This is a genomic window from Xylanibacter brevis P6B11 (assembly GCF_000621825.1).
In the GTDB taxonomy this organism is placed as follows: Bacteria; Bacteroidota; Bacteroidia; order Bacteroidales; family Bacteroidaceae; genus Prevotella; species Prevotella brevis.
Genome location: NZ_JHXG01000008.1, coordinates 14,612 through 34,734, shown reverse-complemented (window position 1 = coordinate 34,734; position 20,123 = coordinate 14,612). Strand labels below are relative to the sequence as shown.

19 protein-coding genes and 2 pseudogenes are annotated in these 20,123 nt (G+C 44.6%); 8 read left to right on the top strand and 13 right to left on the bottom strand.

Annotated elements, in window-relative coordinates; translation table 11 throughout:
* Positions 1-2 precede the first annotated feature (2 nt).
* The gene (gene mtaB, locus T496_RS0104330; RefSeq protein WP_027449654.1) at positions 3-1,352 is read right to left on the bottom strand and encodes a tRNA (N(6)-L-threonylcarbamoyladenosine(37)-C(2))-methylthiotransferase MtaB; all 1,350 of its coding nucleotides are present in this window, start codon (positions 1,350-1,352) and stop codon (positions 3-5) included.
* A 277-nt stretch (positions 1,353-1,629) separates the two neighbouring features.
* Between mtaB and T496_RS0104325 the strand changes: the two genes are divergently transcribed.
* Positions 1,630-1,896, top strand: coding sequence for a hypothetical protein (locus T496_RS0104325; RefSeq protein ID WP_027449653.1), 267 nt, complete (start codon positions 1,630-1,632; stop codon positions 1,894-1,896).
* Between the two features lie 135 nt (positions 1,897-2,031).
* Here T496_RS0104325 and T496_RS0104320 read toward each other — a convergent pair whose 3' ends face one another.
* The 9 genes and pseudogenes from T496_RS0104320 to T496_RS0104285 all read right to left on the bottom strand — a co-directional run bounded on the left by T496_RS0104320 (position 2,032) and on the right by T496_RS0104285 (position 10,253).
* On the bottom strand, positions 2,032-3,426 hold the full coding sequence (locus tag T496_RS0104320) for an RICIN domain-containing protein (RefSeq protein ID WP_262499092.1): 1,395 nt from the start codon (positions 3,424-3,426) through the stop codon (positions 2,032-2,034).
* Between the two features lie 99 nt (positions 3,427-3,525).
* Positions 3,526-3,648 (bottom strand): annotated as a pseudogene (locus tag T496_RS15300) (C10 family peptidase); the annotation flags it as partial.
* Positions 3,649-3,659: 11 nt separating this feature from the next.
* Complete coding sequence (locus tag T496_RS0104315) at positions 3,660-3,938, bottom strand: C10 family peptidase (protein ID WP_262499091.1); 279 nt, start codon at positions 3,936-3,938, stop codon at positions 3,660-3,662.
* Positions 3,933-4,085: pseudogene (locus T496_RS15295) on the bottom strand (Spi family protease inhibitor); the annotation flags it as partial. The gene T496_RS0104315 and the pseudogene T496_RS15295, both read right to left, overlap by 6 nt.
* Positions 4,086-4,395: 310 nt before the next feature.
* On the bottom strand, positions 4,396-4,959 hold the full coding sequence (gene rplI / locus T496_RS0104310; RefSeq protein ID WP_027449650.1) for a 50S ribosomal protein L9: 564 nt from the start codon (positions 4,957-4,959) through the stop codon (positions 4,396-4,398).
* Between the two features lie 18 nt (positions 4,960-4,977).
* The gene (gene rpsR, locus T496_RS0104305) at positions 4,978-5,244 is read right to left on the bottom strand and encodes a 30S ribosomal protein S18 (protein WP_013064765.1); all 267 of its coding nucleotides are present in this window, start codon (positions 5,242-5,244) and stop codon (positions 4,978-4,980) included.
* Between the two features lie 3 nt (positions 5,245-5,247).
* On the bottom strand, positions 5,248-5,595 hold the full coding sequence (gene rpsF, locus T496_RS0104300) for a 30S ribosomal protein S6 (RefSeq protein ID WP_027449649.1): 348 nt from the start codon (positions 5,593-5,595) through the stop codon (positions 5,248-5,250).
* A 358-nt stretch (positions 5,596-5,953) separates the two neighbouring features.
* A complete protein-coding gene (gene glgP / locus T496_RS0104290; protein ID WP_027449648.1) occupies positions 5,954-8,530 on the bottom strand; it encodes an alpha-glucan family phosphorylase in 2,577 nt (858 codons plus the stop codon).
* Positions 8,531-8,555: 25 nt separating this feature from the next.
* The gene (locus T496_RS0104285) at positions 8,556-10,253 is read right to left on the bottom strand and encodes a glycosyltransferase (RefSeq protein ID WP_027449647.1); all 1,698 of its coding nucleotides are present in this window, start codon (positions 10,251-10,253) and stop codon (positions 8,556-8,558) included.
* A gap of 136 nt (positions 10,254-10,389) precedes the next feature.
* On the opposite strand from T496_RS0104285, the gene T496_RS0104280 reads away from it, so the two are divergent.
* Positions 10,390-10,818, top strand: coding sequence for a hypothetical protein (locus T496_RS0104280; RefSeq protein ID WP_027449646.1), 429 nt, complete (start codon positions 10,390-10,392; stop codon positions 10,816-10,818).
* Positions 10,819-10,823: 5 nt separating this feature from the next.
* Positions 10,824-11,627 carry an EFR1 family ferrodoxin gene (locus tag T496_RS0104275; RefSeq protein WP_027449645.1) on the top strand — a complete coding sequence of 268 codons (804 nt, stop codon included), beginning with the start codon at positions 10,824-10,826 and terminating at the stop codon, positions 11,625-11,627.
* On the opposite strand, the gene T496_RS0104270 is transcribed toward T496_RS0104275, so the two are convergent.
* The 3 genes from T496_RS0104270 to T496_RS0104260 are packed head-to-tail and all read right to left on the bottom strand — an operon-like array spanning position 11,611 to position 14,600.
* The gene (locus tag T496_RS0104270) at positions 11,611-12,441 is read right to left on the bottom strand and encodes an N-acetylmuramoyl-L-alanine amidase-like domain-containing protein (RefSeq protein ID WP_052342071.1); all 831 of its coding nucleotides are present in this window, start codon (positions 12,439-12,441) and stop codon (positions 11,611-11,613) included. The two genes, T496_RS0104275 and T496_RS0104270, sit on opposite strands and share 17 nt — an antisense overlap.
* A complete protein-coding gene (locus tag T496_RS0104265; RefSeq protein WP_081783544.1) occupies positions 12,441-13,610 on the bottom strand; it encodes a DUF4421 domain-containing protein in 1,170 nt (389 codons plus the stop codon). Before T496_RS0104265 ends, T496_RS0104270 begins: the two co-directional genes overlap by 1 nt.
* A 6-nt stretch (positions 13,611-13,616) precedes the next feature.
* Positions 13,617-14,600: a Gfo/Idh/MocA family protein gene (locus T496_RS0104260; protein WP_027449642.1), complete on the bottom strand. Its 984-nt coding sequence runs from the start codon at positions 14,598-14,600 to the stop codon at positions 13,617-13,619.
* 88 nt (positions 14,601-14,688) lie between these two features.
* On the opposite strand from T496_RS0104260, the gene T496_RS0104255 reads away from it, so the two are divergent.
* The 5 genes from T496_RS0104255 (at position 14,689) to T496_RS0104235 (ending at position 20,114) form a co-directional block, all read left to right on the top strand.
* Positions 14,689-15,531 (top strand): hypothetical protein, encoded by an 843-nt coding sequence (locus T496_RS0104255; protein WP_027449641.1) that lies wholly within the window; start codon positions 14,689-14,691, stop codon positions 15,529-15,531.
* Between the two features lie 11 nt (positions 15,532-15,542).
* Positions 15,543-16,610, top strand: a complete 1,068-nt coding sequence (hisB, locus tag T496_RS0104250; protein ID WP_027449640.1) for a bifunctional histidinol-phosphatase/imidazoleglycerol-phosphate dehydratase HisB — start codon at positions 15,543-15,545, stop codon at positions 16,608-16,610.
* Positions 16,611-16,696: 86 nt separating this feature from the next.
* Complete coding sequence (locus tag T496_RS0104245; RefSeq protein WP_027449639.1) at positions 16,697-16,966, top strand: hypothetical protein; 270 nt, start codon at positions 16,697-16,699, stop codon at positions 16,964-16,966.
* A gap of 24 nt (positions 16,967-16,990) precedes the next feature.
* Positions 16,991-17,545, top strand: a complete 555-nt coding sequence (locus T496_RS0104240; RefSeq protein WP_027449638.1) for a 1-acyl-sn-glycerol-3-phosphate acyltransferase — start codon at positions 16,991-16,993, stop codon at positions 17,543-17,545.
* Complete coding sequence (locus T496_RS0104235) at positions 17,538-20,114, top strand: golvesin C-terminal-like domain-containing protein (protein WP_027449637.1); 2,577 nt, start codon at positions 17,538-17,540, stop codon at positions 20,112-20,114. The genes T496_RS0104240 and T496_RS0104235 overlap by 8 nt, the downstream gene beginning before the upstream one ends.
* Positions 20,115-20,123 lie beyond the last annotated feature (9 nt).

The following is a 20,123-nucleotide window of genomic DNA, read 5'->3' as shown; positions in this document are numbered from 1 at the left end:
TATTATGCATTGACCAGTCGGCACTTCAAGGCAGACTTATCGTGATTAAAACCTTCCAATACAACCTGCATCAGCTGGTTGTCGTATTCAGAACGTGATTCGTTCGCAGCCAATTCCACACGCACATAGTTGCGCGTAAAACCATGCATTACACGACCTCTTGTCGCTTTTTCAAAAAGCACTTCGGCCTGCAGACCAATATGAGCAGCATAAAAAGCCTCGGTCTTGCGATCAGATAATTCCAACAGTCGCTTGCTACGCAACTTCTTATCTTTGTCATTCACCTTGTAAGGTATGCTTAAGGCTGAAGTGCCAGGACGTTCAGAGTAAGGGAATACATGCAACTGCGTCACTGGCAGCTGCTCCAAGAAGGTGTAAGTCTCTTCAAAACATTCGGGCGTTTCGCCTCTGCAGCCCACCATTACATCTACACCGATGAAAGCATCAGGCATCACTTCTTTAATGCGATGTATTTTGTCCGCAAACAACTGTCGGTCGTAGTGACGGTGCATCAACTTCAGCACCGTATCGCTTCCGCTCTGCAATGGTATATGGAAGTGCGGCATAAAAGCGCGGCTCTCTCCACAATAGCTGATCAGTTCGTCAGAAAGCAGATCTGGCTCTAAGCTGCTGATGCGATAGCGGCTAATCTCCTCTACTTGGTCCAGAGCACTTACCAAATCAATAAAATGCTCACCTGTGGTCTTTCCAAAATCACCAATATTCACGCCTGTCAAAACAATCTCCTTGCCGCCTTCGGCAGCAGCTTGACGTACCTGTTCCACCAATGAGGCTATCGATGGATTGCGACTGAACCCGCGTGCATAAGGTATGGTACAATAGGTACAGAAATAGTCGCACCCATCTTGCACCTTCAGGAAATAGCGCGTACGATTACCACGAGAGCAACTTGGCGCAAATGTCTTGATGTCTTTTGTCTTTTCTATATAATAAGGTGCACCCTTTGTCGTGTTTCCCAGCTGTCCGGTCCAGGCATCAGAAAGGAACTGCACCAGCTGTGATTTCTCGTTCGAACCCAATACCAGATCAACACCCTCAATACGACTCACCTCCTCTGCTTCCAACTGAGCATAACAACCAGTCACCACCACAAAGGCATTAGGATGCTTACGCACTAATCTATGGATGGCTTGCCGACATTTTCTGTCGGCAACCTCCGTGACAGAGCAAGTATTAATCAAACATATATCAGCTGTTTCTTCTTTTCCCACTGGCGTCACACCTAAATCCTGAAGCATTTTTCCAAAAGTGGAAGTCTCTGAGAAATTCAATTTGCATCCCAGTGTATAATAGGCTGCTGTCTTACCTTGAAAAGCAGAAGTATCAATCATACGAAAAAATATATTCTATCTCATTTTTTTTATTTAAATGCAAAGGTACTAAAAATTATCGAAAATGCGATGTTTTTCAGTGTTATTAGTATTAAGTGTCAAAATATACGTTTTTTAACATTTCGTAATTAATTGTTTTTCAGCGCTTTGCAAAAAAGTTACAGAAACACCCTAAAAAAAATCAAAAAAAAAGCAACGTCGTATTGAAAAAATGTATACCTTTGCATCGTTTTAATAAACAAATGATTGTTTTACAGATTTAAAAAGCAAAAAAGAAATGAAAAAGATCGCATTTATGTTCGTTGCTGCTGCTCTCGTTGCAGCTTGTGGTGAGACCAAGAAGCCCGCTGAGGAAGTAGAGGCTGTAGTTGAGGAAGTTGTTGCTACTGCTGAGGATTCAGCTGCTGCTGAGGCTCTCGTTGCTGACGCTGACTCACTGGTTAAGGACTCTCTGTTCCAGGTTGCTCTTGACTCTATCGTTGCTGCTAAGGCTGCTCCCGTTGAGGAGGCTGCTGAGGCTCCCGCTGAAGAGGTTGCTGAGTAATTCAACGAACCTAAAGAGTAGAAAAACAGGTCATTGGAATTTTCCAGTGACCTGTTATTATTTTATAGTTATAGAAACAATTGAATACAACGAAATAAAAGTAGAGAAGAACACAAGGTTCTCCTCTACTTTTATTTATTTTCCAATTATCACCTTTTTTCGATTGACCACGTACACACCCTTACGCAATCCTTCCAGATTTTTAGCAGAGTGCTTCACGAGCTTACCATCCACAGTGAAGATGTCGAAAGATTTCTCAGCCGTACTTACTTCAGGGGTGAGATTAGCTATACTAAAAACCGGAGCATTGGCAACTGTAAGCTGTCCTTGAGCAACCAATCCGTAATACTCAAGTTCTGCAATCTGAAAAACCGTGGATTGCGAATCTCGGCGTGCAGTGACCACCAAACGATAGTGGGCATATTCACGCGAGGGATTGATACCATAGCTTTTTTTCTGGAAACGCGCCGTGAACATTTCATTACTCCGTTCATCGATGGTTTCCCAAGTAATGCCATCCACAGAACCCTCAAGTCGCCAAGACTTTGGGTCACGACTTTCAAAGTCGTTGGCCGATGTAATTGTGTAGCTGGTCAGTCGCGCACTACGTGTGGCGTGGAATATTATCGACACCTCATCTGCAGAACCGATAAAGGCACAATACTTTGTATTCGAATTGTTATCAAACAACTTTGTGGCCGATTCGTTTGCATTTACAGCCGTGTGCGACACTTCGCACGAACCGCCGAGGTCAGTCAGATCTGCCGTAGTGTAAGCAACAGCCAACTGCCACCATGAGCAGACTTGGTTGTGGTTGTCCCAAATCTGCACATGCGCACCCGATGTAATGCTGGCATTTGGCATCTCAATCACTCGTCCGCAATTACGTGCCACCAGTTGATACCAACCATTGCCCTTGTCCACGACGATGAACTGCTGATGTGCCCCATTCAAGTAGTCGTAGAGAATAACCTGAGTACCGTTAGACGTTCCGCGGTTGATGATGTCCAATCCACGGTTTGCAGTAGCTGCGCTTTGAATAGTGTAAACGCCCGCTTCTACCTCATTGAAACGCCACTGCTGGTAGAGTTCAGAACCTTCGTCATCCCATTGTACAATAGCTATTCCGTTGTTGGTGCTATTGCCGTCCAGATCCATAAACTTACCACTATGGTAGTTTTTTAGTTTGTGAATGCCGCCAAGACCGCTCACACCATTAGGCTCAATCCTAATCGAGCTGGCACGGTCATTCCAATCACTGCCAATCCAATTACAATCAGCAGTTATCGTCTTACTATCACCGGTGAAAGATGAGCCATCGGACACGGTAACCTTAAATCCGTCTGTAACCTTCAGCGATGTGATATCGTTATTTCTGATACCACGGGCTTCCAATTGCGACTGTGTATATGTACCCTCGTTTAGCTGAACTGCATAACCACCATAGTTGATGTCCTGATAAAAGGTTGCTACAGGTTCGCTGCCAGAGTTGGTGCCACCACCAATACCGTCTGGTCGTCGCACATTCATCACGGCACCTTCGTGCCAGTAGTAGCCATTGCCACCAGGCGCTGCACCCATGCCACTATGATCGTCGGGGTTCAGTACGTCGAGACTAAAGTAGCCGTCGCACCATCCACCCCAACCCCAGTTGATGTGGAAACAACCATCATCACGATAGCCATCGCAGACAAATGCATGTCCACCGCCCCAGTTTACATCTGAATAGCCCTCTATCAACACAGGGCGTCCATAGTAGAGTTCTAATCAGAATAGCCTGGCACCGATGTCGTAGCTCCCTCTGGCCAACGATAGTAATACATTACCTGGGCAAAGGCGGTTGCAGTACACCCAGTGTAGCAACGCTGCCCGTCACGAAAAGGACAGTTGTCCCAATACGGTGTACCCTGATTCCAAGTGCTCGACAACAGAGGCGGGATAACCACTGTAGCCGCTGCAGCTCGTGCAGTTTTAGATTTTTGATAACTGTGCGTTGTGGTGACATCTTTTTCTCCAAGCGATGTGATGCGATCGGCAACCATTTGTAACCACGACTTCATGTTTTCAGGCAATAAGCCTTCGTCATAGTAGCCCTCCTCTGTGTATCCGATAATACTACATGTGCGGTCATCGCCTGAAACAATCACGAAGCCGGCATCTCCGTCCATGTTGAACACATAGTAAGGTGAAGAGTCCTGTTCCCTAGCTCATGGAGCTCTGTGAACAGCATTTTTAGTGAAACTAAGCGTACGTCCTTTTCCGACAGCAAAGACTTCCGCTTTCTTACGCGCTGCGTCCTTAGTGATAGACGCGGCATTAACACTTTCTGATGCAAGCAGCAATGCTAGCACTAGGTAAAGATGTTTAAACATAAATCACAGTAATACTGCATCATGAATACGAAGTAGTTATTCAAATTGTGTATAAAAATAAATCCCGACCATCAAATGATGATCGGGATTCCCGTTATAATATCAATGATATTGCTTTACAGCGGATTTACTCAGCAGCGGGTTCCTCTACCTCTTCGGCAGCAGGAGCCTCTTCTGTAGCAACCTCCTCAGCTACAGCTGGCTTGGTAGCAGCCTTCATGGCCTCTTTCTCTGCCTTCAACTCCTCAGCATTCTCAGCTACCACAATAACAGGTACCTCAACGATAACCTCCTTGTGGAAGTGTACAAGAGCAACGTACTCACCAACCTTCTTGATATCACGCATGGTGATAATCTTGCGGTCGATGTCGTGACCCAACTTCTGCAGCTCGTCGGCTACCATGTTGGCAGTCACTGAACCATAGAGCTGACCGGTAGCACTTACCTTAGCAGCAATAGTCAGTGTAACATCCTTAATGGCATTGCCACGCTCCTCGGCAGCAGCCTTCTGGGCAGCAATTTTGTGAGCCTGCTGCTTCAGGTTCTCTGCCAAAATCTTCTTAGCAGAAGGAGAAGCAATAACACCCTTTCCCTGGGGGATGAGGTAGTTACGGCCATAGCCAGACTTTACATTTACAATATCGTTCTTAAATCCCAGACCGATAATATCTTCTTTCAGTATAATTTCCATTCTTGCGTCCTCCTTTGTTTATTTCATCAAATCGGTTACGTAAGGCAGCAGTGCAATCTGACGTGCACGCTTAACGGCCTGAGCCACACGACGCTGATACTTCAGTGAAGTACCGGTGATGCGACGGGGCAGAATCTTACCCTGCTCGTTCAAGAACTTCTTCAGGAACTCGGGATCTTTGTAGTCGATATACTTGATACCGCTCTTCTTGAAACGGCAATACTTCTTCTTCTTGGTGTCAATAGAAGGAGCAGTCAAATAACGAATTTCACTCTGTTCTGCCATAGTTTAAGCCTCCTCTGATTTAGTTGCATACTTCTTACGACGCTTCTCTGCATACTCAACAGCATACTTCTCAAGCTTCACTGTTTGGAAACGGATTACCTTCTCGTCACGACGATAGGCAGTCTCAAGCGTCTTAATAACTGCTGGTTCAGCCTTGAACTCGATGAGGAAATAGAATCCTGAGTTCTTCTTCTCAATCTGATAAGCCAGCTTCTTCAAACCCCAAGCCTCTTCGCTCACAATCTCTGCACCATTATCTGCGAGGATCTTCTTGAACTTAGCGACCGTTTCCTTTGTCTGATCGTCAGACAAAACGGGAGTTAAAATGAAAACGGTTTCGTACTGATTCATAATACGTTTTTAATTGTTTATAAATGTTATTTTTGCAAATTGCGGTGCAAAGGTACACTTTTTTTTCTAATTACATGTCTTTAATAGTAATTATTTTGTAATTTTGCACTGATTTTTAACGATTTATAATGAATAAGCTTAGAAAAAACGCCGGAATAGCGCTGATTTTTATAGGAATAGTACTGATGGTGGTACTTCAAATAACACGCCTAACTTTCCTCAATTGGCTGCTATTAATCCCCCTTGTAATGATTGTAAGTGGTGTCGTCTGGCATGTTTGGCAAGAGAAAAAGGCCTTCCAATAGTTTCCTTGGAAGGCCTTTTTTATGTTTTAATATTATATCCTCAAGAATCTAATTTATCTCACATTCTGAGGCAATTCGAGCCACTTCACATAGCAGAAGTCCTGACGGTGAGGCAAATTGTTATTCTTAGGGTACATACGCACAGCACTCTTGTATTCACCAGCCTGCTGGGGGGCCAGCGTAGCTTCGAAAATAAAGTTATTGCCCTCACGGCGCACCATCTTCATTGGTTCGATAGAATAGACATGCTCTTCGCCATCCTTGTCAGTATAGACGTTGACCTTCTCTAGAGCCACAGCATCATCGAGTCCCTGTTCGTCGATGACATAACGGAGGGTGTACTTCTGTCCAGTTTCCAAACCGGTTGAAGGTATATCCCACTCCACGGATACGGCATTGATGCTGTCCCAACGCTCAGCTACTGTTTCCTTCCAGAGCGCGATTTCCTTGGCCAATTGGTTATTATTCTTAGAAATCTGCTTGAAGCGCAGTGCCTCTTTCACGTAGAACTTGTCATAGTAGTCGTCGAGCTGACGCTTCATGGTGTAGTGAGGCGCGATCTGTGCGATAGAGTTCTTAACAACCTTGATCCAGCCCTTAGAGATACCTTTCTTGTCCTTAGCGTAGTAGAGAGGTATAATCTCATTCTCGAGCAGCGAATAGATGGTTGCTGCATCGAGCTGATCCTGATAGCCCTGATTCTGATAGGTACGTTTCTCTGTGAGAGCCCATCCTGCACCTTCGCGATAACCTTCAAGCCACCAGCCGTCTTTGACACTGAGGTTAACTACACCGTTCATTTCAGCTTTCTCGCCCGATGTACCACTGGCTTCGAGTGGACGTGTTGGTGTGTTCATCCAGATATCTACGCCAGAAACGAGGCGGCGTGCCAACAAGAAGTCGTAGTCCTCAAGGAATATAATCTTACCTAAGAACTCGGGGCGCTGTGAAATCTCATAGATTCGCTTGATAAGTCCCTGACCGGCACCATCAGCGGGGTGTGCCTTACCTGCAAAGAGGAACTGCACGGGGTGCTCAGGATCGTTGACAATCTTTGACAGGCGATCCAGATCGGTAAAGAGCAAGTGAGCACGCTTGTAGGTGGCGAAGCGACGGCAGAAACCGATAATCAGTGCATTTGGATTGATACGATCCAAAAGGCTCAGTACGCGCGAAGGATCGCCCTGATTACGCAACCAGGTGTCGCTGAACTGTTCTTTGATATAATCTACCAGCTTGTTCTTCAGCGCCATACGTGTAGCCCAGATTTCTTCGTCGGGCACATTGTAGATAGCCTCCCAAATACTCTGGTTTGACTGATCGCTCATGAAGTTAGCATCGAAATACTTCGCATAAAGCTTGCGCCACTCTGTTGCCGCCCATGTTGGGAAATGCACACCGTTAGTCACGTAGCCCACGTGATTCTCTTCGGGATAATAACCCTTCCAAATGTCGGCAAACATCTGCTGCGATACCCATCCGTGCAACTTTGATACACCGTTGACCTCCTGACATGTGTTGCAAGCGAAGGTTGACATACAGAACTTCTCGTTGTGGTCGTCGGGGTTGGTGCGACCCATACCGATGAACTCATCCCAAGAGATGCCCAACTTCTGGGGGTAGCCACCCATATACTTGCCAAAAAGACCCTCATCGAAATAGTCGTGACCAGCAGGTACAGGTGTATGAACAGTATAAAGACCACTGGCACGAACTAACTCCAGTGCCTGGTTGAAGGTCAGTCCACTCTCGATATAGTCGCACAGACGCTGCAAGTTACAGAGTGCAGCGTGGCCTTCGTTACAATGGTAGATATCCTTAGTGATGCCCAGTTTCTTCAGCGTCAACACGCCACCAATACCTAGCAGAATCTCTTGCTTAAGACGGTTCTCCCAATCGCCACCATACAGAGAGTGAGTGATAGGACGATCGAACTCAGAGTTCAGTTCATTATCGGTGTCCAGCAGATAAAGCTTGATGCGTCCCACATTGACACGCCAGATGTAAGCATGAACAGTATAGTTCATATATGGCACATCGACAATCATTGGATTACCATTCTCGTCAAGTTGGCGTACGATGGGCAGCGAAGAGAAGTTCTGTGCCTCATAGTTAGCAATCTGCTGTCCATCCATAGAGAGCGACTGCGTAAAGTAGCCAAAACGGTACAGGAAACCGATGGCACACATATCCACATTCGAGTCAGAAGCCTCTTTCAGATAGTCGCCTGCCAGCATTCCAAGACCACCAGAATAAATTTTGAGTGCAGAGTGCATTCCATACTCCATCGAGAAATATGCAACAGAAGGACGATTTTTATCAGGCTCTACGTCAACATAAGCGCGATAGAGTTTGTAAACGTCCTTGATGCGCTTCATCAGCGCCTTGTCTTTCACAATTTCCTCCTTACGGGCAAAAGAAAGACGCTCAAGCAACATAACGGGATTGTGCTTCACATCGTGGTAGAGCGCAGGATCGAGGTCGCGAAACAGGTCGCGTGCTTCAAAATTCCAAACCCACCACAAGTTATGAGCAATCTCGTCGAGGCATTTCAATTCCTCAGGAAGACGTGATTTTACGGTAAGTTCTTTCCATTGAGGAACATTTGTGTAGTCTGCTTTAATTTTCATTGTCTTGAAATTTTATGTTTGACAATTATTGATTATTATTCTTATTTTTCGAGATACGTGCTTCTGCCTTTCTCAGGGCAATGTCGTAGGCCACATTATAGTATTTGATAAAGTTGCTCCATAAGGCCTTCTTTGACAGTTTCACTGCATTACTACGACAGGCATCAATCTCAGCTTGCGACATATTAGAGAAATCGGCCACAGTGTCTTTGATAATGTCGGCTACTTCCGAATAGTTATAATCCGTGCGATGTATCACCTTCACGCCGTCTTTCAACTCGCCATCATGACCAAAGGTTTTGTTGGCCCAAAGACCAAACCCAGCCAGATCAGTGGTGATACAGGGTACCTTGAAGGCGATGGCTTCGAGGGGTGTATAGCCCCAAGGCTCATAGTACGAGGGATAGATGCAGAGGTCATTTCCCAACATCACATCATAGTATGTAAGATTCATCACACCGTCGTGCCCATCCAAATAGCACGGCAGAAAGACAACCTTCACACTGTCTTCGCGACGATTATGCATATCGTAGTACTTCATCATGCTCAGCACATTGTCGTGGCCCATGTTGTGAAGCCAATGGGTAACTTGAGGCACCTCGAGGGCACTATCGTACTGCGCTTGTGGGTCAGCCAATCTTTCCTGCAAATCTTTGCGAGGCTCACCTACCCAACCGGGTACTTCGATAAAAGCCAGCACTTTCTTCTTCAAATCGCGGTCGCGCAACAGGCGGTTCATGGCTTCTACAAACACATCGATACCCTTGTTGCGAAACTCATAGCGACCACTCGTAGAAACAATGATGGTGTCGTCTGTCAATTGTTCGCCAAGCAGTGCATTGGCCACCTGCAACATGCGCTTGCGGGCTTCCTTGCGTTTCTTGTCGAAAACCGTGGAACGAGGCACAAAGCGATTGTCAAAACCATTAGGTAATACCACGTCAACAGGCTTATCAAGCAATTCCAGACATTCGTTGGCGGTAATATCACTCACGGTAGTAAAGCAGTCAACATGGTGTGCAGTCTGCTTTTCTATCGAATGTTTGCTCTGCATATTCAGCTCATAGGCCATCTGGTCGCCGTTATAGGCAAACAAATAGTCATACAAGGGCTTTTGGTTACCTGCAATTGAGCGTCCGATACTTGTGGCGTGAGTTGTAAAGATGGTGCCTATCTCTGGTACCTTATTATTAATATATAGAGCGCCAAGTCCGCACATCCATTCATTAGCATGATAGACTACATGACTCGTTGGGAACTGATCGCAGTGGTTTTGAAGATAATGATACATGCTCTCTACAACCAAAGCAGCTGCATAAGAGAACATAGAAGCTTCGTCATAGTCACCGTAAGCATGAAGAGAGTCTACTTGATAGTGTTCCCATAGCCAACCGTAGATTTCGTTTTTCTTTTCAAAATAAGGCGCAAAGTCTACCAATATTGCAATTGGCTCTCCGGGCACTATCCATCGGCCCACTCTAACAGAAAGTCCCTGATCCTTAGCCAGCCATTGCCATTCAGCAAAAAGCTTCCTATCCTCAAGGAAATAAGGACTTTCCTTCTCTTTCCATACATCAGGACCTATAAAAATAATTCTATCCTGAATAGTCTTCTGCAAAGTATTTGCTCGTGTAGAAAGCACGGTATAAATACCGCCTACTTTATTACAAACTTCCCAGCTTGACTCGAAGATAAAATCTGGAGTTAACTGTTTCTTTGTCATCTTAAAAATTTATATACGTGGGCAAAGATATTAATTATTTTTAAATAAAACAATTATTTCCAAAAAAAAATTCAATAATTATTTAATTTATTGATTTAATTAAGTACTTTTGTCGTTGATTGAATACACAAGAAAAATGGCAAAAAAAACAATAATTAGCTTTGTACTACTGCTTTTGACAGGGTCTTTTGCATGGGCTAATGAGCCTCAAAAGCCTTTTAAAGGCTATCTATATAATAGTGAGTATGATGTCTATATCCGCATGAACCTCTACGATCAAGACATCATTATCCCCGGACAGGAGCTTTTCGGGCAGCTGCCTGGTTATCTCTCCAAGAATGGCACAAGCTACTGCTGGCTATTTGTGACAGCAGACGTATCTAATCCCAAGAGCGCACAATTGCAAGTGAGCAACGACTATGGCAGCGAGGACTTTACCGCCAAGTTGACTCAAGAAGACGACAGCACCTACGTGTTGCAGCATTTGGGCGGCAGTGTCCTGAAAGTGCCTAAAAATGGGAAATGGCAGAAACTACCTAATACACTGAAATTTAAAAAGAAATAAAGAAAATGATATTTTACTTCTCTGGTACAGGAAACACACGATGGGCAGCACAAAAATTGGCAGAGGCTACCGGTGAACAGCTTCTGTTTGTGCCCGACGAGCTAAAAGGTTCATGCAACTATCACCTTGACGACTCCGAACGTATCGGTTTCTGCTTTCCCGTTCACGGGTGGCAGCCTCCACATATCATCAAGCAGTTCCTTCAGAAACTCACATTTAACACCCCGTCAAATAATATGAGCAAACATTATTGCTACGTGGTGGTAACCTGTGGAGACAGCGCTGGAGAAGCTATCAAGATGTTTAGCAACGAACTTATGGCAAAAGGCTTAAACATCAATTTTGCCATTTCACTAATTATGCCAGAGTCATATGTTTGCCTGCCATTCATGTACACCGACACGCCACAGCGGGAAGCTGAAAAGATTGCACAAGCTACTAAAGACCTCGATGCAGCTCTTGATATCATTCTCAATAAACAGAGTCATTTGTTCCTCATCAAGAAGGGGCCCATTCCTTGGTTCTTTAGTCATGTGGTCGGTGCCTATTTTAATAAAAAAATGATTAGTGACAAGAAATTCTCTGTTGACGAGGATTTATGCATTCATTGTGGCAAATGCAGTAAGGTCTGTCCAACAGGTGACATCGTGATAACAAATGGGCTTCCTGAATGGAAACACGACAACAGTTGTACTAATTGTCTGAATTGCTATCATCATTGTCCAAAGCACGCCATCAACTATGGTCGGATTACTAAAAAACGCGGGCAATACTACTTTGGGCACAGGACTGCTACTTCAGGCGAATAAGTCGGAAGCCGCAGACCTGTTTTCTCTTGGTCAAATATTGACGAAGACTAGTAGGCTCAACAACCACCTTCTTATGGATAGACGATGCATCGAGGAAACAGAGCACTCCATTCTTCCATATAGCAAACCCTAGGTGGGCAATGTCCAACCCATTTTTGGTACTAACAGTAGCAATCACGTCGCCATCGTGCACGATTTCACGCATCAGTTTATTATTGACCACGTTGCGCGTAGGAATAAAACGACACTGTTTACCCGTTAGTTTTTGTTCTTGTTGCTTGATGACGTCGCTGAAGTCTGGATTCTCTCGCAGCGCACGATAAGAGCCAGGATGGGTTGACATCCAATGAACGCTCACCGTTTGTAGTCCAGAAAACAAGCTAGTCGGCTTCTGAATCTCAGTCACGTATCCCATAGACTCATTGTCAATAATCCAATCTGAGAAATAGTGCAAACGACTTGGATATGCATTAATCACACCTTTTCGATAGCGAAGTTGCATTAGCTGGTGTTTAAAATCAGAAAAGCATCTCTCCCCTCTTCTGCTACACATCGTCAGTGCCAGCACATTCTCGACAAAGGTCGTACAATCAACCTCTCGGGTGTTGACAACAAGTGTTTCCTCACGATTGATTTCCAATGTATGAGCCACATATGGACGTCCGATAAATTGCTTAGCAAACCACAAAACATCAGTATGTCCGCTAGCTAGCAAACGCTCTACAAAAATGCTATCCACTTCCTTATCGTTTGCCGCATTTATGCAGATAGGCATCAATGATAATACAATAAAAACCAAAAGTTTATTCATCATTACTTCTTGTATTTCTTCTTTAATCCAAAATTATAGCCAACATACAAATTCATCGAACCAAATATGTTGTTTGTTGCGAAACGAGGCTTACGATAGTTGTAAGAATTCAGAATAATATTCATTCCTGCAAACCAACGCATATTATTATAAACCAAACCAAAACGCCCCACGCCATCGACATTTACGTTCTTGAAGTCAAAACCATTATCACGACCTTCTTTGTTGTCTGCCACAGAATATTTGTAGGCAAGAGCAGCCTGTAGACTAGCTGCCAAGAGCCAGGATTTTGCAAATACCCAGTTGTAGGCGTAACCACCAGACACTTTCATATCGTGATATCTCACATCATCAATCATCAGTCCTTCGTCGAGTTTAAACGCAGAAGAACTCAATTTGTCATTGACAAGATTCTGCAAACTTTTATAATTAAGAGAGAGAGAATTCTGCGTATATCCTATGCCAGCCATCCATGAGCCACAACTTATCTTTTGAATGGTACTCTGGCTAAACGCGGCCGGATAAGAGAAATGTCCATGATTGAATATATAATAGATATTAAATCCCGTAATGCCGGCTTTAACACCAGAAAAGGGCACATTTTCCAACGGTTTAGTGTCTAAACCACTTCCCAGCGACACATTGCGCAACTTATAGTTGTTTCCCGTACGTCGATAAAACAAGTCGATTCCAATCTGAGAACTATATATGCTGAGAGTAAACTCGTCTTTCAAGTTCTTTGCATTCACATCTTTCAGTTCAAACGTGTATCCCGCAAAAAACCACTTCCAGCCGAAATAAGGACCTAACTTCATATTCATGTCGGGAGCAAACGTAAACTCCTGTAGGTTCTGTCCACGACTGCGAAGCATATACAGATCGTAGGTATGCGTGGCCTGCAGCATAGCGGTGAATACATAATGCTGCGGTTCAATATAGGCCGTATCTAATCGGTCAAAACCACGAATGATGCGTCGCAAGAGACTCATCTTACGAGGACGATTCTCTAGATCAGCAGAAGCATCAGAATCTATCGATACCGTAGAATTTAAATCAGATATTGAATTTAAATAGGATATAGTGGAATCGGCACGAACATCACAATCCTGCCCCAGCGCAGCTGTGGAGAAACAGGAAATGAGCCCTAATGCCAAATATCTACAGAAATCCATCCCAACTTATATCTTACCTAATATACGATCCATTGCCCAATTGGTAGGTGTGGCCGACACACTGGTACACTGACAAACAGAAAGACCTTGAAGATGCTCTATCACGTTTTTAATGAGTGGATATTGCACATAGGGAGGATTCTCGACAGCAATCTGCTGGCGTCCCTCGCTAGTATGAAGTGTGATGGGTTCATAGCTAAATACAGAGAAACTGAGCGACCCTTGTTCGCCGATAACCAAGATGCGATCTTCTTTAGCTGATTCGTGTCCCACAAAACACCATGACCCGCTGCCGGGCAATCCGTTCTCAAACTTAAAAACAGCACTTACAGAGTCTTCTGCCGAATAAAGATTTCCTCTATTTGCACAAATGCCACGAGCCTCAAGAATGACGCCAAACATGTGTTGCAGTAAGTCGAGCTGATGTGGTGCCAAATCATAAAAATAGCCACCACCTGCAATATCTGGCTGAAGTCGCCATGGCAGGTTTTCCGGATGAGCGTAATCCAAATCGCGTGGAGGCACAGCAAAGCGTACCTGCACATTGATAATTTTTCCGATAATACCCTGATCGATAATATCTTTCACACGCTGAAAATATGGAAGATAACGTCTATAGAAAGCCACAAAACACGGAACGCCAGTTTGCTCGCTAATGCGATTAATACGAGCACAATCATCATAACTGGCTGCCAGTGGCTTTTCGATATAAACGGGCTTACCGGCTTTCATCGACATGATGGCAAAGGTTGCATGACTGGAAGGAGGTGTTGCCACATAGACGGCATTCACCTCGGGATCGTCAATCAGCTCTTGTGCATCGTCATACCATTTCTTGATGCCGTGTCGCTGTGCATAGGATTTTGCTTTATCAAGGCTGCGACTCATCACCGCCTCCACCTGTGAACCGGCAACCTCGCTAAATGCAGGACCGCTTTTTTTCTCGGTCACTTCACCACACCCAATAAATCCCCACTTTAATATCTTCATAAATTGTATTAATTTTCAAATTAAATCATGCAAAGTTACAAAAAAAGTCTGTACCTTTGCAATAAATAATGAAATAATTACAGATTTTATGATTGAAAATACTTCAACAGTAGTAAAATCACGCGGTCCTATAAAAGCGCTTAGGGACGGCAACAAACTTTATATGGACAATTTCACAAGACTGTTGAAAAGGTCTTGGACGACAACACTTATTTACGCAATCGTTGCAGGAATCTATACAACTGTATTGGCCAACAACACAGGATTCTTCGCACAATGTATCTTATCGCTGTTGCTTTTCATTATGATAACGGCTATGCTTTCGCAGGGGTTTGCCACCTTAAAAGAACATCAGGAAAATGGAGCCATATTGCCAGCTAAGCATTGGTATGGTACATTTCATTTAAAACTGTTTGTCAGAATCCTCAAATTCAACCTCAGCATGTTGTTGCCCTTTGTGGTTATCATCGCGCTTGCGGTCTGTATGTTTTACCTATCCACACCTATGGGGTTGATACCTGCTGTGATCATCGCCAGCATCACCGCATTCATTCTTTCGCTATTCACCTTGCCATTAATCTATGGTGAGTATCAATACGTACTTAACAAGCAAACAAAACTATCAACAGCATATGGAAAGTCTTACACCAAGGGGCTTCACCATCTGCCCAGCATTTTAGGCACCTTCTTACTGTGTGTCATCTGCATCTTCATCATCACCCAGTTCTTGCAGTTGCCAAGAACAATTCTCATCGTTGCCAATATAATAGCGCGTAGAGATTTGGCGATGGGCGACGCTGTTGTCTTGCCCGACTATATGATATGGCTCGAACCTATTTTATTCTCAATTTCGGGATTCATACAGGGCTATCTGTTTCTATTTATGGTATATCCATTTTATTATTTATATATCAGCATTAATAACAAATAATAGACTTAACGATGAAAAAAATATTATTTATTGATCGTGACGGAACACTTGTAGAAGAACCATTCGACGAACAGGTTGACGCACTAGATAAAATCACATTCAAACCAGGCGTTTTCAGATGGTTAGGTTTTTTGAAAGAGAGGACTGACTTTCTCTTTGTAATGGTCAGCAATCAGGATGGTCTCGGCACCAAATCCTTTCCCGAAGACACCTTCTGGCCTGCGCATAACTTCATACTCAACACGCTGAAAGGCGAAGGCATTGAGTTCGATGACATTCTGATTGACTCCCACTTCCCCGAGGACAATGCTCCCACAAGAAAGCCCGAGATTGGACTCGTAAAAAAATATATAGAATCAGGTGAATATGACATAGCCAATAGCTATGTGATTGGCGATAGAGAGACCGATGCGCAGTTTGCACGCAACATTGGTTGCAAGTCACTTATTCTAACTGATCATATGACTTGGAAACAAATAGCAGAAAACATATTTGACGGAGAGCGCATTGCCAGTGTCAAGAGAGTCACCAAAGAGACCGATATAGACGTCAGTGTGGCGCTCGACGGAACAGGAAAATGCGACATCAATACAGGTCTTGGCTTCTTTGACCACATGCTGGAACAGATCGGCAAACACGGAATGATTGACCTGAAAATACGTTGTAATGGTGACCTGAACGTTGACGAACATCACACCATCGAAGACACCGCTCTGGCTCTGGGACAATGCATCCACAACGCCCTAGGCACAAAAAGAGGAATTGAGCGCTATGGCTTTGCCCTGCCTATGGACGACTGCAATGCCCATGTGTGTCTCGACTTTGGAGGTCGTCCCTGGCTGGTTTGGGAAGCAGAGTTCAAACGCGAGAAGATCGGAGACATGCCTACCGAGATGTTCTTCCATTTCTTCAAGAGCCTCTCGGATGCCGCTCATATGAATCTGTATATTCATGCAGAGGGCACCAATGAGCATCACAAGATTGAAGGCATCTTCAAAGCATTGGCCAGAGCGCTACGACAGGCCGTAAGGAGAGATATCTACAATTATCAGCTTCCATCAACGAAGGGCATGTTGTAGTCGGCCAATTGTTAATTTTACAATAAAAGCTTGGAGGTTTCAAATATAATTCGTATCTTTGGCGTGAAAATCAATAAATCACGACTATGGCAAACAAAAGAACTTTAAAACGCGCAATCAACATGATCTGCGAAGAAATCTTTGCAGAGGCTATTGCTGCTTCACTTTACGGAAATCAAGTAAACGACGATAATGCTGAGGGGCTGCTATATGCCATCATCAAGATGCAAAGCGACTTTGTAAGTCGTATTTCTCACCCCGAGCCAGGATTAACGCCCAAGGCCTATTACAAAAAACTTAGAGAGGATTTTACATCGCAAGCAAGCGAGATTATTGATCAAATTAATAATCTCTAAAGAAACAGAACACAGAATATTTCAATGTTAAAACGATTTTGTAATTGGTTACTTTGCCAAAAGCTAGGATGGACCATCGAAGTAACCGAGGAACACCCCAAGAAGTTTATCATTTGCTTGGCACCTCACACTAGCAACTGGGACTTCTTCTACGGACAGCTATATAATAAAGCGATAGGTTTGAATAGCAATTTCATGATGAAGAAAGAATGGTTCTTTTGGCCATTAGGATCGCTATTCAAGAAGATGGGAGGCATCCCTGTTTACAGACAAAAGCACACCAGTATGACTGACTCTATTGCCGAGTCAGCTAAAGCTGCTGACTCTTTCCGACTTTGCATCACGCCCGAGGGTACTCGCTCTCGTGTGGAAGAATGGAAGAAAGGATTCTATTTCATCGCTCTAAAGGCAGGCATCCCCATTCTTCTTTATGGATTAGACTATGAGAAGAAGGTCATCAGATGCACTAAGACCATCATCCCTTCAGGAGACCTAGAGAAGGACATGCGGGAAATCAAACTATACTTCAAGGATTTCAAAGGAAAGAATCCGGAAAACTTTACTATCGGCAATGTATAAACGAGTTCTTATAGCACTCTGCACCATCATATCATTACCCATAGCTGCGCAGACATCATGGAAAAAGATCCATCATGAAGGCGAGCCATGGGTAAAAAACATTTCAAGGCCACATATTGCCGAAAAAGGATTAGAAGGCCATCATCTTTCAGTATGGGCTAGCCACGGACGATACTTCGACAGCAATGAAGGCAAATGGAGATGGCAGCGCCCTTCGTTGTTTTGCACCAACGAGGACCTTTTCACACAAACCATTGTAGTACCCTACCTCATCCCAATGCTTGAGAATGCCGGTGCTGTGGTGTTTACACCACGCGAACGCGACTGGCAGAAGAATGAGGTAATTGTGGACAACGACGACCATACATCTATGGTGGCCTATCGCGAGAAGAATCTCAAAGAAAGTTGGACTGAGGCTCCCGAGCGTGGTTTTGCACAACATGCTGGTGCCTACAGAGACAACGAGAATCCTTTCGTTGCAGGTACTGCGCGAATGGCTAAGACGACGCACAACAGGAATAATCAAAGTGTAGTATATTACACGCCTCAGATTCCTGAAGATGGACAATATGCCGTTTACATCAGCTATCAGACAGTACCAGAGAGTGTTGACGATGCCTGCTATCTTGTTTGTCACAAAGGCCAAACCACTGAGTTCAGGGTGAATCAACAGATGGGTGGAAGCACGTGGGTTTATCTGGGTACCTTCGAATTTGAAAAAGGTAATAGCGAACGCAATCATATTGCTGTAACCAACTTAAGCCGCCACAAAGGTGTGGTTACTACAGATGCCGTCAGATTTGGTGGCGGCATGGGCAATATTCAGCGCGGCAATCAGGTCAGTGGTCTTCCCAGGTGTTTAGAAGGTGCACGTTACTATGCTCAGTGGGCTGGTATGCCCTATCGGGTGTATAGCACACGACAAGGCAGCAACGACTATGCTGACGACATTAATACACGCTCGCTGACCACCAACCTGCTGGCCGGTGGATCATGCTACGCCCCCGACTCTGCAGGCAGAAAAGTACCTATTGAATTGTCTTTGGCCGTCCATAGTGATGCCGGCCACACATCCAATGGATTAGGAATATATGGTACACTCAGCATCTGTACCACGCATCACGGTGACAGTCTTTTGGCAACAGGTATGAGTAGAACAGCTTCCTACGAGTTGGCGTCAGCCTTGCTCAACAACACCACAGAAGATCTGCAATACCGCTACGGCCAGTGGTCTAAGCGCAAACTCTATGACAGGAACTACTCAGAGACACGTTTACCGATTGTCCCAAGTTCCATTATTGAGACTCTATCGCATCAGAATTTTGGCGATATGAGATATGGGCATGATCCTGATTTCAAGTTTGCGCTTGCTCGTTCTATCTATAAAACCATCCTTAAGTACGTCACTTCGCATCATGCAAGCGACTATATCGTGGAGCCTCTTGCTCCCGACAATTTCCATATTGAATTTACCAACAAAGCGGGCGAAGTACGAATTAGCTGGCAAGGCATCATCGACGGACAAGAACCAAGTTCAAAACCTACTGGCTATATCCTTTACATAGCACAAGAGAACAACGGTTTTGACAATGGAACACCACTAAAAGGTACATCATGCACGGTGCGATTGACGCCAGGCATCTTGTATCATTTTAAAGTTGTAGCGACAAACGAGGGTGGATGTAGTTTCCCCACTGAGACACTTTCTGCCATATATCAAAAAGATGCCACCTACAAGGCACTTATAGTCAATGGCTTTCATCGTCTGTCCTCACCAGCCATCAGTAGCACGGGTCTGGGTTTTGATATGGAGTTAGACCCTGGCATCACTTATGGGAAAACGGCCGGATGGTTGGGACGTCAGAGAGTGTTCGATCCTGACAAGATTGGTATTGAAGACTCTACAGGACTCGGTTTCAGCGGTGAAGAACTGGCCGGACAGATTATTGCAGGAAACGATTTCAACTACGTCTGCACTCATGCTGAGGCACTGAGACATGACGGTAGATTCAATATTGTCAGTTGCTCATCACAAGCCGTAGAAAACGGTAGCGTGAAGCTGGATCAATATCAGGTTGTGGACCTGGTGCTTGGACTTGAGAAGGACGATGGACACAGTCTGGTATATTACAAGACACTGCGTCCAACGATGCAGTCTGCTCTGAGAAAGTACACCTATCACGGCGGAAACCTCTTGGTAAGTGGTGCTTTCGTGGGTAGTGACCAAGCCACAGACGATGAGAAGTTGCTACTTTCACAACTGCTGAAATGCGAGGCTTCTGGGGTCAAAACATCTTCGGCTGCAGTGCGTGGTTTAGGACTTCATTTCGATTTCTATAAGTCTCTCAACGAACTTCACTATGCAGCTCCGCATACTGATGTGCTACAGCCCACTTCTTCCATGTCTTTTCCCGCTATGGTTTACGAGCACGATGAGTCGAGCGCTGCCGTGGCCTATAATGGTCCCGACTACCACGCATTCACCATGGGATTCCCCTTTGAGTGCATCACAGATCCATTGGTTCGTGCAAGAATAATGAAAGGAATTATGTCTTTTCTCATCAAATAAATCTATGAT